General features: G+C 72.8%; 14 protein-coding genes. 3 read left to right on the top strand and 11 right to left on the bottom strand.

Annotated elements, in window-relative coordinates; genetic code table 11:
• Position 1: 1 nt before the first annotated feature.
• The 4 genes from AC1UE5_RS20975 to dtd all read right to left on the bottom strand — a co-directional run bounded on the left by AC1UE5_RS20975 (position 2) and on the right by dtd (position 4073).
• Positions 2-1060, bottom strand: a complete 1059-nt coding sequence (locus tag AC1UE5_RS20975) for an ABC transporter permease (protein WP_482927205.1) — start codon at positions 1058-1060, stop codon at positions 2-4.
• Between the two features lie 74 nt (positions 1061-1134).
• Positions 1135-2823 carry an ABC transporter substrate-binding protein gene (locus AC1UE5_RS20970; protein WP_482927203.1) on the bottom strand — a complete coding sequence of 563 codons (1689 nt, stop codon included), beginning with the start codon at positions 2821-2823 and terminating at the stop codon, positions 1135-1137.
• 190 nt (positions 2824-3013) lie between these two features.
• Complete coding sequence (locus AC1UE5_RS20965; RefSeq protein ID WP_482927201.1) at positions 3014-3652, bottom strand: hypothetical protein; 639 nt, start codon at positions 3650-3652, stop codon at positions 3014-3016.
• Positions 3653-3656: 4 nt separating this feature from the next.
• Positions 3657-4073, bottom strand: coding sequence for a D-aminoacyl-tRNA deacylase (gene dtd / locus AC1UE5_RS20960; RefSeq protein ID WP_482927199.1), 417 nt, complete (start codon positions 4071-4073; stop codon positions 3657-3659).
• Positions 4074-4098: 25 nt separating this feature from the next.
• Between dtd and AC1UE5_RS20955 the strand changes: the two genes are divergently transcribed.
• Both AC1UE5_RS20955 and AC1UE5_RS20950 read left to right on the top strand, forming a co-directional pair.
• Positions 4099-4980 (top strand): SGNH/GDSL hydrolase family protein, encoded by an 882-nt coding sequence (locus AC1UE5_RS20955; protein ID WP_482927197.1) that lies wholly within the window; start codon positions 4099-4101, stop codon positions 4978-4980.
• Positions 4981-5034: 54 nt separating this feature from the next.
• Entirely contained in the window at positions 5035-6522 is a 1488-nt protein-coding gene (locus tag AC1UE5_RS20950) for an ABC transporter substrate-binding protein (protein WP_482927195.1), read from the top strand.
• A gap of 7 nt (positions 6523-6529) precedes the next feature.
• Here AC1UE5_RS20950 and AC1UE5_RS20945 read toward each other — a convergent pair whose 3' ends face one another.
• Genes AC1UE5_RS20945 through AC1UE5_RS20930 form a run of 4 tightly spaced genes read right to left on the bottom strand, consistent with a single transcriptional unit; the run spans position 6530 to position 10880 of the window.
• On the bottom strand, positions 6530-8356 hold the full coding sequence (locus AC1UE5_RS20945) for a methyl-accepting chemotaxis protein (RefSeq protein WP_482927193.1): 1827 nt from the start codon (positions 8354-8356) through the stop codon (positions 6530-6532).
• 43 nt (positions 8357-8399) lie between these two features.
• Positions 8400-9314 carry an AEC family transporter gene (locus tag AC1UE5_RS20940; RefSeq protein WP_482927191.1) on the bottom strand — a complete coding sequence of 305 codons (915 nt, stop codon included), beginning with the start codon at positions 9312-9314 and terminating at the stop codon, positions 8400-8402.
• A complete protein-coding gene (locus tag AC1UE5_RS20935) occupies positions 9311-10303 on the bottom strand; it encodes a galactose-1-phosphate uridylyltransferase (protein WP_482927189.1) in 993 nt (330 codons plus the stop codon). Before AC1UE5_RS20935 ends, AC1UE5_RS20940 begins: the two co-directional genes overlap by 4 nt.
• On the bottom strand, positions 10296-10880 hold the full coding sequence (locus AC1UE5_RS20930; RefSeq protein WP_482927187.1) for a TlpA family protein disulfide reductase: 585 nt from the start codon (positions 10878-10880) through the stop codon (positions 10296-10298). Before AC1UE5_RS20930 ends, AC1UE5_RS20935 begins: the two co-directional genes overlap by 8 nt.
• Before the next feature lie 165 nt (positions 10881-11045).
• Here AC1UE5_RS20930 and AC1UE5_RS20925 point away from each other — a divergent pair, with 165 nt between their 5' ends.
• Positions 11046-14507, top strand: a complete 3462-nt coding sequence (locus AC1UE5_RS20925; RefSeq protein WP_482927185.1) for a DEAD/DEAH box helicase — start codon at positions 11046-11048, stop codon at positions 14505-14507.
• On the opposite strand, the gene AC1UE5_RS20920 is transcribed toward AC1UE5_RS20925, so the two are convergent.
• From AC1UE5_RS20920 to AC1UE5_RS20910, 3 genes are read right to left on the bottom strand one after another with little or no spacing between them, the layout of a single operon-like run.
• Positions 14504-15031, bottom strand: coding sequence for a GrpB family protein (locus AC1UE5_RS20920; protein WP_482927183.1), 528 nt, complete (start codon positions 15029-15031; stop codon positions 14504-14506). The genes AC1UE5_RS20925 and AC1UE5_RS20920 overlap by 4 nt on opposite strands.
• A complete protein-coding gene (locus tag AC1UE5_RS20915; protein ID WP_482927181.1) occupies positions 15028-15714 on the bottom strand; it encodes a biotin--[acetyl-CoA-carboxylase] ligase in 687 nt (228 codons plus the stop codon). Before AC1UE5_RS20915 ends, AC1UE5_RS20920 begins: the two co-directional genes overlap by 4 nt.
• The gene (locus AC1UE5_RS20910) at positions 15711-16520 is read right to left on the bottom strand and encodes an SAM hydrolase/SAM-dependent halogenase family protein (protein ID WP_482927179.1); all 810 of its coding nucleotides are present in this window, start codon (positions 16518-16520) and stop codon (positions 15711-15713) included. Before AC1UE5_RS20910 ends, AC1UE5_RS20915 begins: the two co-directional genes overlap by 4 nt.
• Between the last annotated feature and the right edge of the window lie 10 nt (positions 16521-16530).

The raw sequence follows: 16530 nt of genomic DNA, 5'->3' as shown, positions 1-16530 counted from the left end.
GCTAGTGCTCCAGGCGGACCTTGGCCCGCGGGTCGAGGGCGTCGCGCACACCGTCGCCGAAGACGTTCAGCGACAGGACCGTCAGCGTGAGCATGGCGCCCGGGACGATCGTGAGGTGCGGCGCGCTGATGAGCAGGTCGATGCCCTCGCCGAGCATGGTGCCCCAGGACGGCTCGGGGGGCTGCACGCCGGCGCCGAGGAACGAGAGGGCCGCCTCGAGCGACACGGCGTTCGCGACGAGCACCGGGAAGAAGACCAGGATCGTCGAGAGCAGGTTCGGCAGCAGCTCGCGGAACATGATCCGCCAGTCGCTCGCACCCTGCGCGCGCGCCGCCTCGATGAACTCCTTCTCGCGCAGCGAGAGGACCTGGCCGCGGATCGGCCGGGCGAGGTAGACGATGCCGACGAAGCCGATGATCAGCGTCGGGATCCAGATCGACTGGCCCGAGATCGAGATCGGTCCCAGCTGCAGGCCGCCGATCGCGAGCGACACGCCGAGCGCGACGCCGAGCAGCAGCACCGGGAACGCCCACAGGATGTCGAGGCCGCGCGAGATGATCGCGTCGACCCAGCCGCGGAAGTAGCCGGCGAGCATGCCGAGGAACACGGCGAGGACCGCCGTGATCAGGGATGCGGTGATCCCGATGAAGAGCGAGTTGCGCGCGCCGTAGAGCAGGCGCACCAGGACGTCGCGCCCGTTGCCGTCGGCGCCGAGGACGAACTTGCCGTCGGCCTTGAACCCCTGCGGCCCGATCGGGACGCCGTCGAACTCGACGACGTTCTTGTCCTTCCCGTCGACCTGGATGACGTCGGAGAGGTGGTTGGTGTTCCGGTCGGTCTTGGCGACGTGGTCCGCGAAGAGCGGGGCGGCCAGTGCGACAAGGACGAGGAGGACGAACAGGGCGCCGAAGGCGAGGGCGACCTTGTTGCGGCGCAGGCGGCGGCCGGCGAGGCGCCAGGGACCGGTTCCTGCGGCGGGCTTGCCGCCACCCGGCTCGGTGAGGATCTCGGAGGGATCCTGGTCCGGGATGGAGGTGGCGGGGTCGGAAGACGTTGCCATGTGGGTGGGTTCTCGAAAGAGCGGAACCTGCGAAGAGGGCCGCCGGACGGCGGCCCTCTCCTCAGGCTAGGTGCCTACTTCAGGCAGAGCTGCGTGAAGTCGAGCTGGTACACGGGGTGCGTCACCGTGCAGTTCTCGAAGTCGACGCGCTCCGACACGAAGTTCGCCAGCTTGCGGTGGCCGTACGGCGCGACGTAGGCCTCGTCGAGGAGGCGCTTGTCGACCGCGGCGTACTCGGCGGCCGCCTCGTCGATCGGCTTCTTGTTCGCGTCAGCGAGCATCTTGCCGATCTCCGGGTCGTCCACGTTGCCGAAGTTCTGGTTGTTCGTGTCCTGGATGGACGCCGGATCCACGAGGAACATGAAGTTCCGCGGGTGCGGGAAGTCCTGGAACCAGTTGGCGAAGCCGGCCTGGGCCTTCGTCTTCTGGTTGCCGATGGTCTGGAAGTAGACCGAGCCCTCGACGATCTGCGGCTTGGCCTTCAGACCGATCTGGTTGAGGACGTCGGCGAGGTAGTTCGTGACCGGCTTCGACGGATCCTCGTCGTTGCCGTAGACCTTGACCGACTGACCGGCGACACCGGCCTGCTGGATCAGCTGCTTGGCCTTCTCGATGTCCGGCTTCTGCGTCGGATCACCGTACGGGCACGGCTCGATCTTCTCGTAGCCCTGCATGCCCGGCGGCAGGAAGTTGCAGCCCGGCTCGAGGAGACCACCGAAGAGGCGCGCGAGCGCGGTCTTGTCGATGGCGTAGTTGACGGCCTGACGCACTTCCTTCTTGTCGAACGGCGCCTCGCGCGTGTTCAGGAAGTAGTAGTACGTCGAGTTCGTCACGAACTCCTCGTAGCGGTCCGAGTACTGCGACTTGACCTCGCGCAGCTGGTCGGCCGGCGGCGGGTCGAGCGCGTAGTCGACCTTGTTCTGGATGATGTCCTGCGTCTGGCGGGCCTGGTTCTTGACGACGTTGACCGTCACCTTGTCCAGCTTCGCCGCCGGGATGCCGTCGATCTCCGGGAACGCGTCGTTCTTGACGAGGTCGAAGCTCCGGCTCTGCTTCATGTTCTCGATCTTGAACGGACCGACGCCCGCGGGCGGGTTCTTGGTCGTGTTCTCGAACGGGGTGTCGCCCGGCACGATGCCGACGAAGTCCATCGCGAGGACGTACGGGAACGAGCCGTCGGCCTCCTTGAGCTCGATCGTGATCTCGCCCGTGGCGTCGTCGGTCTTGATGCCGGAGATGTCGCCCTTGGCCTTGCCGGCCTTGATGTACTCCTCAGCACCGACGATGCCGAGGTAGAAGGCGGAGCCGCCGGACTCGAGGTTGAGCACGCGCTTGAGCGTGTGCTCGAAGTCCGACGCCTTGACGTCCGTGCCGTCCGAGTACTTCAGACCGCTGCGGAGCTTGAGCGTGTAGGTCTTGCCGTCCTCGGAGATCTCCGGCATCGCCTCAGCGAGGCCCGGGATCAGCTGAGCACCGCCGGCGCCCTCCTCGTGCTTGTACGAGAGGAGCGGGGTGTAGACGGTCCAGAGGGCCTGCCAGCCCTCCTGGGTGTACGACAGGGCCGGATCCATGTAGTCCGGGAACGACGAGAGGTTGGTCACGGCCTCGCCACCGGTCTTGGCGGCGGGCGTGCCCTCCTGCGCGCTGGTGTCCGCGCTGCCGCCACCCTCGTTGTCATCGTCGTCGCCGCCGCACGCAGCGACGCCGAAGACCATCGTGAGGGCGAGCGCGAGGACCAGAAGGCGCCTCAGGGTGCTTCGCATGTGTTCCTCCTATTGATGCCAAGGCACGCGCATGCGATGTGGAACCCGCGTCCCCTGGCCCTTCCCATGAGCGCTGGGGAGTGTAGAGGTCAAGCAGGTTGACCTACCACTAAGCCCAGATGGACTTGCGGCCGCGGTGTCGTCTATTGGTCAGTCAGGGAAGTGGTCGACCTCCCCGACTGGGCGTCGGTCAGCCCGCTTCGGCGTCCTCGTCGTCGTCCTCGTAGAGCGACTCGCCGGCCAGCTCGGTGCCCCTCGCGTCCCACAGCTTCACGTCGAGCGTGTCGCCGCGGTAGTCGTCGGGGGCGATGAGCGTGAAGCGGTTCTCCACGAGCTCGCACTGGTCGACGGCGAGGTCGGCCAGCTCGGCGGTGACGACGTGGCCGCCGTCCACGAGCGGGGTGCCCCAGACGAGCGTCATCGCGGCGACGTTGCCCTGCTCGCCGCGCCAGCCGCCCAGCACCTCGTCGTTGAGGTCGAGCTTCCAGTCCGGGTTCTCCTCCGCGAGCGCGTCCGTGTAGTCGGCGTACGCGCGGAAGTGGTCGGGCTCGGTGTCCGGGCCGCCCGGCGTGAACGAGACGTAGCCGTAGAGCTCGAGGCCGGTCGACGTCCGTGCGGTCGCGGGGACGTACGTGCGCCCGTCCCACGTGCGGTCGGGGAACCAGACGACATCCCCGGGGTCGCCGAGCTCGGCGCCCTCGTCGGGCTCGATGCGCAGGAACGCGCCGAGCAGCTCGTGGCGCAGGCGGTCGGCCCAGCGTCCGTAGGGCAGCCCCTCCTGCGGGGGCTCGGCGGCGAAGCGCGTGACGAAGCGGTCCGTTGGCGGCATCGGCTCACACCTCTATCAGCAACGTGACCGGCCCGTCGTTGACGAGCGACACGTCCATGTGCGCGCCGAAGACGCCGCCCTGCGCGCCGAGCGCCTGCCGCACCCGCTCGTACAGCGGCTCCGCCCGCTCGGGGCGGGCGGCGGCGACGAAGCTCGGCCGGTTCCCCTTGCGCGCGTCGCCGTACAGCGTGAACTGGCTGACGACGATCACCTCGCGGTCGCCCAGCGCGTCGTTCATCTTCCCGTCCGCGTCGGTGAAGATCCGCAGCGCGCGGACCTTCGCGGCGAGCTTGTCGGCCTTCTGCTCGTCGTCGTCGTGGGTGATGCCGAGGAGCACGAGGAGCCCCGGCCCGATCTGCGCGACGCGCTCGCCGGCGACCGTGACGGACGCCTCGCTGACTCTCTGCACCAACGCTCTCATTGACAGCGCGTTGACACTAGAGCGCATGTCCCACGCACGGAAGCTCCTGGCTTTCGCGGCCGTCTGCGCGCTCGTCGCGCCGGGCGCCGCGGAGGCGAAGCCCAAGCAGCTCCTCGTCACGGTCGGCGACTCGTACGCCACCGGCTACCAGTCCGAGAGCGCGACGAAGGGCGCGAACACGGACGACAGCTACTCCCACCAGCTCGTGCCGCTCGCGAAGAAGCGCGGCTACGACCTGAAGCTCGTCAACTTCGGGTGCGGCGGCGCGACGACGGTGTCGATGCTGAAGCAGACCAGGCCCTGCGACAAGCGCGGGCTCGCGGTCGGCGGCACCGGCTGGGGCGGCAAGACGCAGACGGCCGCCGCCGAGGCGTTCCTGAAGAGGAACCGCGGCAAGGTCGCGCTGATCACCGTCTCGATCAGCGGCAACGACGTCACCGCATGCGCCCGCCAGCCCGACCCGATCCCGTGCGTCGGCGCGGCGGTCGAGTCGATCAAGAAGAACGTCGGCGAGATCACCAGGCGGCTGCGCAAGGCGGCCGGCCCGAAGGCCCGCATCGTCGGCATCACCTACCCCGACGTCATCCTCGGGATGTGGGTCGGCGAGGGCGCGAACCCGGAGCTGGCGAAGCTCTCGGTCGTCGCGTTCCAGTCGCTCATCAACCCGGCGCTGAAGGCGGCCTACGAGAAGGTCGGCGGCCGGTTCGTCGACGTCACCGCGGCCACCGGCGCGTACACGCCGCTGGAGCAGACCACGACCCTCGCGCCCTACGGCACGATCCCGGTCGCCGTCGCGCAGGTGTGCGAACTGACCTTCTTCTGCCACCACCGCGACATCCACATGAACACGAAGGGCTACGGGATCATCGCGGACCTCATCGCGAAGACGCTCCCGCGCCGCAAGTAACGCGCGGCTCAGGTTTGCGGAAGGGCCGCTGAGGAAAGAGGATGTGCCGCACGCATGCGACACCTCCTGCTCAGCGGCCTCGCCGCGCTCACCCTCGCGACCGCGCTCGCCGCCCCGGCGGACGCCGCCACCCCGACCGTCGGGTGGCGCTCCTTCCCCGACTTCGTCGACCCGGCGCTCGGCTACACCCAGGAGGCGTGGAGCGTGACGTCGCAGGTCTACACGCCGCTGCTCACGTACGCGCGGGCGGAGGGGGCGGCGGGGACGCAGCTCGTCCCCGGGCTGGCCGAAGGGCTGCCGGCGGTCTCGCCGGACGGGCGGACGTACACGCTGACCCTCCGTGCGGGGCTGAAGTACTCCGACGGCCGCGCGGTGCGGGCGCGCGACTTCGAGCACGCGATCAAGCGGGTGCTCCACCTCGAGTCGGGCGGCTCCGCGTTCTACCTGGGGATCGTCGGGGCGGAGCGGTACGTCCGGCGCGGCCGGGACCGCGGGGACATCGCCGGCATCAGCGCGAAGGGGCGCACGATCACGATCCGCCTGCGGGCGCCCGACGACGCGTTCTCGCACGTGCTCGCGATGCAGTTCGCGGCGCTCGTCCCCTCTTCGACGCCGTTCCGGAACATGACCCGCCGTCCGGCCCCGGGCGTCGGCGCGTTCCGGATCGCGCGCGTGCGCGTCGGCCGGGGCATCGAGCTGCGCCGCAACGCGCGGTTCGCGCTCCCCGGACTGCCCACCGCCAAGCTCCCGGCGTTGCGCTACCAGGTGACGCGCCGGCCGCAGACGGCGGACGTGTCGATGGACGGCGACTGGGCGAACGGGCGGCGCGTCCCGACGATCTCCACGTACTACTTCTTCCTCAACACGACGACGCCGCCGTTCGACAACGCGGAGGTGCGGCGCGCGATCCACCTCGGTCTCGACAAGCAGGCGCTGATCGCGGCGGGCGGCGTGGCGATGCGGCCGACCTGCACGTTCCTGCCGCCAGAGCTGCTCGGCGCCGCGCGTGCGGCCGAGCCGTGCCCGTTCCCCGGGCCCGACGTCGCAGGAGCGCAGGCGGCGATCCGCAACGCGGGTGCGGCCGGCGCGCGCGTGACGGTCTACACGAACCGCGAGTCGCCGGCGCGGCAGCTCGGCGAGGAGTTCGTGCGGCAGCTGGACGCGATGGGCCTCGAGGCGCGGGCGCGGGTCACCCGGGGCGAGAACTACTTCCAGACCATCGGGACCGACCGGACCAAGCCGCAGGCCGGGTTCGCGAACTGGTTCATGGACTTCCCCCACCCACGGAACTTCCTGCTCCTCGTCGACCCGCGCAGCAACCAGCCGCGGAACAACCAGAACTTCGCCCGCATCAGCGACCCGAAGGTCTCCGCGGCGATCGACCAGGGCCGGTACGACGACGCGGACAGGATCGTGGTCGACCGGGCCTACGTCGTCCCGTACGGCCAGCGCGAGCTGAGCGTCGTCACGTCGGGCAAGCTCGGGTGCGCCGTGGCGCACCCGATCTTCACCCTGGACTACGCGAGCCTGTGTCCGGCGTAACGGCCGGCTAGGCCGTCACGCGGAAGCGCCCCACGAGGCCTTCGAGGGCCTCGGCGGTGCGCGCGAGGTCCTCGGCCCCGGAGGCGATCTCCTGGGCCGAGGCGCTCGTCTGCTCGGTCGACGCGGAGACCTCCTGCGTCGACGCGGACGACTGCTCGGCGACCTCAGCGACCTCGCTGACGTCGCGCTGCATCGCCTCGGTGGCGGTGTGGATGCGGGCGATCGAGCCGGCGATCTCGCCGACGCGGGCGTGCATGTCCTGCACGTCCGCGCCGATGCGCTCCAGCGCGTCGCGGGTGTGGGCGACGGTCTCGACGCCCTCCGCGGTCTTGCGCGCCGAGCCCTCGACGACGTCGACGACGCGCCCGGTCTCCTGCTGGATCTCGACGATCAGCGTGGAGATGGTCGCGGCGGCCTCCTGCGACTCCTCGGCGAGCTTGCGGACCTCCTCGGCCACGACGGCGAAGCCGCGGCCCTGCTCGCCGGCGCGCGCCGCCTCGATGGCGGCGTTCAGGGCCAGCAGGTTCGTCTGCTCGCTGATGCCGGTGATCGTCTCGACGATCTCGCCGATGCGCTCGGAGCGGCCGGCCAGCGCCTGGATGGCGGTGGTCACCTCCTCCGACGTGCGGGCGACCTCGGACATGGCCTCGGACGCGACGCGCGCGGCGCCGACGCCCTCCTCGGCGACGAGGCGCGCCTGGCCGGCGGCCTCGGCCGTCGCCCGGGCCGACTCCGCCGACTCAGCCGCCGCGTCGGCGGCCTCGCTCGCGGCGGTCCGGACGGACTCGACCATCCGCACCTGGCGCTCGGCGCCCTGCGCGACGTCGCCGACGGCCTCGGCGATCTCGGTCACCGCGCGGCCGGCCTCGCCGCTCGTCGTCGCCATCGTCTCCGACGCGGACGAGACGGTCGTGGCGTTGGCCGCCACGTCGGCGATCAGCTCGCCGAGCCGCGCCTGCATCTCGCCGTAGCTGGCGATCGAGCGGTGCGCCTTGCCGAGCATGAGGTTGAACGTCTCGGACAGCTCGCCGAGCTCGTCCTTGCTCTCCACCGCGACCGGCTCGGTCACGGCCTGCGCGTTGACGGTCAGGTCGCCTGCGGCGGCGGCGTCGAGGCCGGCGGTCAGGGCCTCGAGGTCCTCGTCGTTGAGGCGGCGCAGGCGGCGCGCCAGGCGGTGGACCGGGCGCGTCACCGAGCGCGTCACCCACACGGCGGCGCCGGCGGCGAGCACGAGGATGAGCAGCGCGGCGACGATCACCGTGCGCTTGGCGGAGCTGAAGGTGGAGGTCGCGTCGTCGACGTGCTGGGCGCGCGCCTTCTCGGCGAACGCGATCCACTTGTCGAGGTCGCCGATGAGGGCGATGAGCGGCTCGACCTCCTTCTTGAGCACGTCCTGGTACGCGGCGGCGCCGTCGCCGGCCTGCGACAGCGGCAGGAACGGCGCGGAGGCCTCGACGTAGGCGGCCCAGTTCTTCTTCGCGCTGGCGTGCAGCGCGCGGTCCTGGTCGTTGACGAAGGACGACTCGTACAGCTTGAAGGCGTCGTCCATGATCTTCGCGTGCTCGGCCATCTGGGACTCCTGGTCCTTGCGGCCGGCAGCGTCGGTCTGGCGGGTGTGGGCGAGCTGGTCGGCGCGGTAGGCGACCATCGCGAACTGGATCTGGCCGAGGGCCTTGACGGCGGGGATGTCCTTGTGGCCGAGGGTCTCGGCCTTGCCGTTCATCGCGCCGAGCGAGGAGACGGCCACGACGACGATCACCAGCAGCCCGACGCCGATGGCGCCGAAGACCGCGGCAAGGCGTGCGCCGAGCGGGAGGTTGCGAAGGAAGGTCATGGCCTATGAGTGATCGGCAGTCACGCCGAACACTTGTTCTGGGTCAGGCCAATGCCACAACCACCGCGCCGGCCACGACGAGGCCCGTCGTCCACGCGACGGCGCCGGACGTGAGGCGCAGGTCGAGGCCGTAGGCGTGGCCCACGACGAGCGCGTTGACGCCGGTCGCCATCGCCGCCTCGACGACGTACGCGTCGGGCACGTCGAACGTCAGCGCGCTGAGGCCGAGCATCGTCGCCGGCGCGACCACCAGGCGCAGGCCGAGCACGACGGCCACCGGCGCGGTCAGCGGCGGCGGGAAGGTGAGCTGGCCCTCCTCCGACTCGCTCGACAGCGTCACGCCGACGATGAAGAACCCGACGGGGAGGATCACGAACACGAGCAGCTCCACCACGTCGTGGAGCACCTCGGGCGCGAGGTCGTGGGGCAGCGCGAACGCGAGCACGACCGCGATCAGCGGCGGGTTGCGGACCAGGAACGCCTTGATCCGGTCGGCCGCCGTCTCGCCCGCCTTCGTCCCCATCCCCGCGCCGATCGCGAAGCCGACGGTGAGGAACAGGAGCGTGTTGACGAGCACGTCGTAGGCGACCGCCGGGCCGATCGCCTCGCTGCCGAACAGGGCGGCGCAGAGCGGGATGCCGAGGTAGCCGGTGTTCGCGACGATCGTCGACACGATCAGCGCGCCGGCGCTCGGTGCGGGCAGGTCGAGCGCGCGCCCGGCGATCCACGCCAGCACGCCGACGACGAGCGCGACGCCCCACGCGAGCACGAGGCCGCCGCCGACCCCACCGCCGAGGTCGAGCCGGTTGATGGTCACGAACGCGACGAACGGCATCACCGTCCACAGCAGCGCCGTGACGATCCACCGCGTCGCGGCCATCGCCTCGCGGCCCCAGCGCTGCTCGGCGACCACGCCGACGGCGGTGGACGCGGCGATCGCCAGCGCGACGAGGATCACGCGAGGTCGCGCAGCTCGGCGGCGGCCCGCTCGGGCGGCACGACGTTCAGGTGGACGCCCGCGCCGAGCTCGAGCCCGGCGAGGTGGGTGAGGCGCGGCACGACGTCGATCCGCCACCCGAAGTACTCGGCGCCGCGCGGCGCGGTGCGGACCCACAGGTTGAGGGGCGGCGGCGCGCCGAACCGCTCGCGCAGCAGCACGAGCGCGGGGTGCAGCAGCGCGGCACCGGACGGGCCGGCGTCCTCGAACCTCGCGCGGGGCACCCGCGGCGCGAGCATCAGCTGGTAGGGGAGCCGCGCCCCGTACGGCGCCATCAGCACGGCCTCGTCGTCGATCGCGACGATGCGCTCGCGGCGGCGGACCTCCTCCTGCACGAGGTCGGCGAGCAGGTTGCCGCCCATCGTCCGCGTCGCGTGGGCGGTGAACCGCTCCCGCTCGCGGGCGATCGAGGCCGGCACGAAGTCCAGCGCGTACAACTGGGCGTGCGTGTGCGGGAGCGACGCGCCGGCCTCGCGGCGCTCGTTGACGATCAGGTGGCGGCAGGCCGCCGCGGCGTGGAAGCGCATCCGCTCCCGCCACACCTCGACCGCGGCCTCGACCTGCTCGGCGGGCAGCTCGCTCAGCGACACGACGGGGTCGGGCGCGTTGACGATGACCTCGTGCGCCCCGACGGCGGGCAGCGCGGTGAACAGGTCCGGGTAGGCGTCGCGCTCGGGCGCGGGCGCGTCGTCCGCGGTGGTGACCGCGGGGTAGAGGTTCGGCACGACGCGAACGCGCCAGCCCGGCGTGTCCGGCGCCGCGCCCTCGGGACGGCCGGCCGCGTGCAGCTCGGGCGGGGTGCGGTCCTCGTGGCCGTCCGCGAACGGGTCCGTCTCGGGGTCGATCGGGTCCGGCGGCGTGGTGGTCAGCCCCGCGCCCGGGCGCGCGGCGCGCTCCCCCGCGACGACCGTCTTGAGCCCGGTCAGCGGGTCGATGCGGACCTCAGGCACCGGCGTAGCGCCTGATCGCCTCGACGAGGTCCGCCTCGGTCGTGTAGCCGCCCTGGTGGACCATCGTCCGCTCCCCGCGCTTGTCGTAGAAGATCGTGGTCGGCAGCCCGCCGACGCCGCCGGCCTTCTGGAGGATGCGGCTGTCGCCGTCCTCGAGGCTCGGGTACGGCACCGGGGTCTTCTCCAGGTACGCCTCGGCGTCCCCGCGGTTGTCCTGCGTGTTGAGTCCGAGGAACGCGATCTGCTTGCCCATGCGCGCAGAGACGCGCTGGAAGATCGGGAACTCCAGCTTGCACGGCCCGCACCACGCCGCCCACGCGTTCACGACGACGGGGTACCCCTTCAGCGCCTTCAGGCGGCGCTCGAAGTCGTCGGCGTTGGAGGCCACGATCGTGTTGGCCTCGGCGTGCAGGGCGCTCAGCGGGGCGGGTGCGCCGCCGAGCTGGGTCAGCGCGGCGTCGAGGTCGAAGTTCGCGGTGGCAGCGTCCGGCTCGTCGCCGGAGCCCGCCTGGAGGATGCCCACGACCAGCACGGCGGCCAGGGCGAGGGTCCCCACGATCCACAGGGTGCGTCGCATCGCCTGAGAGGTTCGCAGACGTCCGCCCGTGCGCTAGACTCCGCGCCAGCGGAGGCCCTTCAGGGAGGACCTCCGGCACGGTCCCGTGCTTACGGGACCCCAGGGTCGCGGAGCCACCTCAGGTCGTTCGCCGCGGCCACCTCTGTCGAGCTACCCGAAGCCAGCATGGCTGAGCCCACCACTGCGGCCACGACGGCCGCGCCTCTTCCCGACGCAGAGCTGCTGTCACGGGCCGAGTCCTTCGCCCGCGAGCCCTTCGTGCTGCCCGGAGAGGACGTGGCGGAGGCGCTCGCCCCCGGCACGCCCCGGCGCCGCGCGCTGGACGCCGCGCTGGCGGAGATCGAGGAGGGCGCCACCCAGCCGTCCACGCACTGGCGGCGCGAGTACTCGCTCATGCTGGGCCTCGAGCGGGTCCTGTCCGACGAGGAGCCGCGCCTGGCCGACGGGACGCTCCTGCATCCGCACCAGGTCGACGCGCTCTCCGGCACGCTCACCGCGCTGCTGGCCGAGGCCGGCAAGGCCGCCAACGGGAACGGCAACGGCTCTAGCGGCTCCGCCGTCGTCGCGCCGCCCCCGGCCGCGCCCGCGAAGGTCGAGCAGGCGTCGTCCGCCGTCCCCGGCGAGGAGGACGAGGACGAGGAGGTCGGCGAGGACGAGGAGCCGCTCGACTACGACGCGGAGGCGGAGGCGGAGGCCGACGTCGCCGAGGCGCCCGAGGACCCCAACGCGCACAAGCGCTTCTGGTTCGAGCACGCGACCGGCGCCGGCAAGACCGTCGCGGCGATGGCGTTCGTCGAGTCGTGCCGCACCGGCGGCATCCTGATCCTCACCCACCGCCGCAACCTCGTCGACCAGTTCAACGGCGAGCTGAAGGACCGCGGCTACATGGACCGCGTCACGCCGCCGCTGACCAAGGGCCAGGACCACCCGAACGGCCCGGTCACCGTCGAGACGTACCAGTGGTTCGTCCGCAACGCCGGCAACATCTCGTCGTCCTACACGGTCGTCATCTGCGACGAGGCCCACACCGCGCTGGGCGAGAAGACCGCCGGCGCGATCCGCGAGTGGACGGGCCCGATCTTCATCGGCATGACCGCGACGGGCGCGCTGATCGCCCGCCACGTCACCGACCTCTTCCCGACGCAGACGTCGCGCTTCGACCTCGCGCAGGCCGCGCGCCGCGGCGTCATCGCGCCGTTGCGGTGCGTCCGCATCCCGCCCGGTCCCGGCGTCCGCACGATCGCCAAGGTGCCGCTGCGGCGCGGCGAGGTGGACACCGAGTTCGACCAGGAGATGCTGGCCGAGCTGCTGGACCAGCTGCCGTTCAACCTCGCGGCCGCGAACCTCTACAAGACGCGCTTCGGCTCGATGCCGGGCGTCGTCTACGCCGCCGGCGTGCGCCACGCCTACAACCTCGCCGAGGCGTTCCGCGAGGAGGGCGTCAAGGCGCAGGCGGTGTCCGGCGAGACGCCCAAGCGCGAGCTGGCCGAGATCCTCGCGCGGTACGAGCGCGGCGAGATCGACGTGCTCGTCAACGCCCAGCTCCTCGCCGAGGGCTGGAACTCGCCGCGCGCCACGGTCTGCCTGCACCTCGCGCCGACCGCGTCCAAGCGCATCTACCAGCAGCGCGTCGGCCGCGTCACCCGCCGCCACCCGGGCAAGGAAGCCGGCATCGTCGTCGACTTCGTCCACCCGGGCACCAAGCACGACGACCCGGTCGTGACGCTGCACTCGCTGCTCGACCGCGACGTCTACCGCGGCGGCGCGATCGTCGTCGGGCCGGTGCGCCGCGGGCGCGGGCGCCGCGTGCGGGTCGAGCGCCGTGTGCTGCCGGTCGCCGCCGACGAGACGCGGCGGATCGAGGTCTTCGAGCGCGAGCTGTGGCGCATCGCCGTCGAGCACCTCGACTGGGGCGAGCAGATCCAGTGGGCTGCGCTGGCGGGCGCGCGCGTCGCGCCGTCGGGCTGGCGCCGGGCGCGGGCGATGCTCCACTTCGACAAGACGGGCGAGCTGAAGCGGACGTTCCTGCTCACCGCCGTCCAGCGCAACAAGAACCCGCAGCTGCGCCTGCGCGCGCTGCAGGAGATCGCGGCGTCGCGCGACGCCGAGGCGTTCGACTACGCCCTCGACGAGGTCGGCAACTGGCCGCGCGAGGAGAAGCGCGAGGCGTGCAAGGCGATGCTCCAGTCGCTCGCCGAGAAGCGGATCGGGCGGCGCGACCAGGCGGACGCGTGGATCTGGCGCATCGCCGGGTTCACCGCCGAGCTGCACGAGGAGTACGCCGTCCAGCGCTGGCCGGAGACCAAGCGGCTGCTCGGCCTGCTGGCGAACTCGTCCGGCGGCGGGCACGCGCGCAACGCGCGGCGGCTCGTCCACGCGGCGCGCAAGCACGACCGGCGCCTGTCGGCCGCGCTGCTCGCCGCGGCGACGCGGTACACGCACACGCCGGAGGCCGAGGAGGTCCTGCGCGGCGCGCGGACGCGGATGTCGCGCAAGCCGTCGTCGCTGTCGCGCGAGCTGCTGCGCAACTTCCCGCGCGGCAAGCGCGGCCGGGGCCGGCGGCGCAAGAAGAAGGGCGGCGAGCCGGAGACGGGCGCGCCCGAGAGCGTGGAGGCGGTCGTCGGGACCGACGAGCTGACCTTGGAGGAGTCCGAGGCGCTGGAGGCGGCGGCCGACGTCGGCGCCGAGGAGGCGCGCGAGGACGACGAGGCCGTGGGCGCCGACGCCGAGCAGGAGGCGCCGGCCGAGAAGCCGAAGCGCACGCGCTCGCGCTCGCGCCGTCGCAAGCCCGCGGCGGAGCCGGTGTCCGACGAGGATGCGGTCGCGGCGATCCAGGCGGCGGCGTCCGCGCTCGCGGGTGGCGACGCGCCGGCGGCCGAGGAGGCGCCAAAGCCCAAGCGCACCCGCACGCGGCGCAAGAAGGACGTGACCGAGGTCGAGGCGACGGCGGAGGCCGCGGTCGCCGAGACGTCGGAGGAGACGGTCGCCGCGGAGGCGCCGAAGCCGAAGCGCACGCGGGCGCCGCGGAAGACCGCGGCCCAGAAGGCCGCGGAGGCTGCCGAGGCGGTCGAGGCGCCGGAGGCCGAGGAGGCGCCGAAGCCCAAGCGCACGCGCGCGCCGCGCAAGACGGCCGCGCAGAAGGCGGCGGAGGCCGCTGCCGCGGCAGAGACGCCCGCGGCGGAGGTCGCCGAGGCGCCTGCCGAGGAGAAGCCCGCGCCGCGCAAGCGCGCGCCGCGCAAGACCGCCGCGCAGAAGGCGGCGGAGGCCGCTGCGGCGGCCGAGGTCGAGGCTCCGGCAGAGGAGGCTCCGGCAGAGGAGGCTCCGAAGCCCGCGCCGCGCAAGCGCGCCCCGCGCAAGACCGCCGCGCAGAAGGCCGCCGAGGCCACGGCGGCCGAGGCGTCCGTGACGCCCGAGGCCGTCGCGGAGGAGCTCCCGAAGCCCAAGCGCCGCACGACGACCCGCCGCAAGACCGCGGCGGCGAGCGCGGAGGTCGAGGCGGTGCAGGAGCAGCTGCCGTCGCTCGAGGCGGTCGGCGAGGCGGAGGAGAAGCCCGCGCCGAAGAAGCGCGCGAGCACCACCCGCCGCCGGAAGGCGACCCCGCCCGACGAGGAGTCGAGCGCGGCCTAGTGCCGTTCGCGCGGCGGGGCGTCCGTCCGCGCGAGGATCTCGTCGATCAGCGCGGACTTCGCCTCCGCGTAGGCGTTCATGTCGTCCCACTCCAGCGTCGCGAGCCGCTGCTTGAGCGCCGCGTACGCCGCGCGCTCGCCGGGCTCGGCCCGCAGGCGGTCGCGGAAGATGACGTGGCGGGCGATCTCCGGCGCGTCCCAGCGCCACAGGTGCACGTGCACGTCGAGCTCGGGCGTCCGCACCATCCGGTGGCCGGGCTCCCGCACCCGCAGCACGTAGCCGGCCGCCACCAGGGCGTCCGTGACCCGCTCGTCGTCTGGGTCGTCCACGCCGACGATGACGTCCACGATCGGCTTGGCGAGCAGGCCCGGCACCGCCGTGGAGCCGATGTGCTCGACCAGCCGCGCCGCGCCGCCGAGCGCGGCCACGATGCGCTCCCGCTCGCGCGCGAACCGCGCCGGCCACGCCGGATCGGGCTCCACGAGCACGATCGGCCGCTGCTCCTGGCCGCCGACGAGGGTCACCGCGGCACGCGCTCCAGGTGGACCTCGCCGGCGTCGAGCGAGACCACCGCGCCGTCCGCCACGCGCACGAGCAGGTGCCCGGCGTGGTCCACGCCCTCGGCGACGCCGGAGCCGCCGTTCCACGCGATCGCGCGCCCGCGCAGCCAGTCGCGCGCCCGCCACGCGGCGAGCACGTCCGCGTCGTCCTCGCGCAGTCGGGCGTCGAGCGTGCGCAGGAGCGCGGCCAGCACGTCCTCGACCTCCTCCGGCGCGCGGCCGAGCGACGTCGCGCGGTCGCGCAGCTCGTCCGGGAAGTCCTCCGCGCGCAGCGCGACGTTGAGCCCGATGCCGAGCACCGCCCAGCGCTCCTGCGGCCGCCCCTCGACGAGGATGCCGCACACCTTGCGGCCGTCGAGCAGCACGTCGTTGGGCCACTTGATCTGCGCCGGCCCACCCACGACGTCCGCCACCGCCACCGCGGCGGTGAGCGAGAGGAGCGGCGCCGGGTCGCGGATCACGACGCTCATCAGCAGGGCGCGGCCCGCCGGCGCCGTCCACACGCGGCCCTGACGCCCGCGGCCCGCGCGCTGCTCGCCCGCGGTGACGAGCGTCCCGTGCGGCGCGCCGGCAGCGGCGAGCGCCCGCGCGCGCAGGTTCGTCGAGTCCACCTCGCGGAGGTGGAGCCGCGGTGTCCCGAGGCTCACGGCTCGGCGGGCTGCAGGTGCACTTCGTCGTCGAGCGCGACGGCCATCCGCTCGGCCGCGCTCCCGCGGTTGACCGCCAGCGCCAGCGTCCGGTAGGCGTCCTCGTAGAGCAGCAGCTCGCCCGCGGCCACGTCCGCGAACGTCGTCGCGTAGTGGGCGTCGTGCGCCTCGCCGTCGATCGACACCACGACCTTCGCGCCGAGCCGCAGGCCGGCCTCGGACAGCTGCTCGTGGAGCGCGTCGAGCGTGACGTTGCCGAACGTGTCGATCGCCAGCGCGTGCGCGACCAGGACGTCGCCGTCCACGTGCGCGGTAGGCAGCTCCAGCGGCACGAGGTCGTCCACGTCGATCGGCGTCCCGGCGTCCTCGAACGGCGCGCCGCCTGCGATCGCCGCGGCGACCGGCGCGAACAGGTCGCGCCCGTGGAACGTCGCGGAGACCGGACGCAGGCGGTGCGGCGACTCGCCGATCTCAATGGCTGCGACCACGCCGCCGAACGCCTCGGCGGCCGGCAGCAGCAGGCCGTTGTCGGGGCCGACGAGCACGCGGCCCTGGTCGGCGCAGCGCAGCGCGACCGCGCGGCGCTTGCCGCCGACCTCCGGGTCGACGACGGCGAGATGCACGCCCGCGGGCGTGAACGGCAGCGCGCGGCGCTGGACGAGCGCGCCGGTGCGGACGTCGTGCCGGGGGATGCCGTGCGTCAGGTCGACGACGCGGACGTCCGGCGCGACGCCGGCCATGACGGCGTGGCAGACCCCGACGAAGTCGTCCTCGAGGCCGTAGTCGCTGAGGAACGTGATGACCACAGCGGCCAAG

Source organism: Parviterribacter multiflagellatus, from assembly GCF_056863265.1.
The sequence above is the reverse complement of the archived record's forward strand: the minus strand, read 5'-3'. Positions and strand labels throughout refer to the sequence as shown.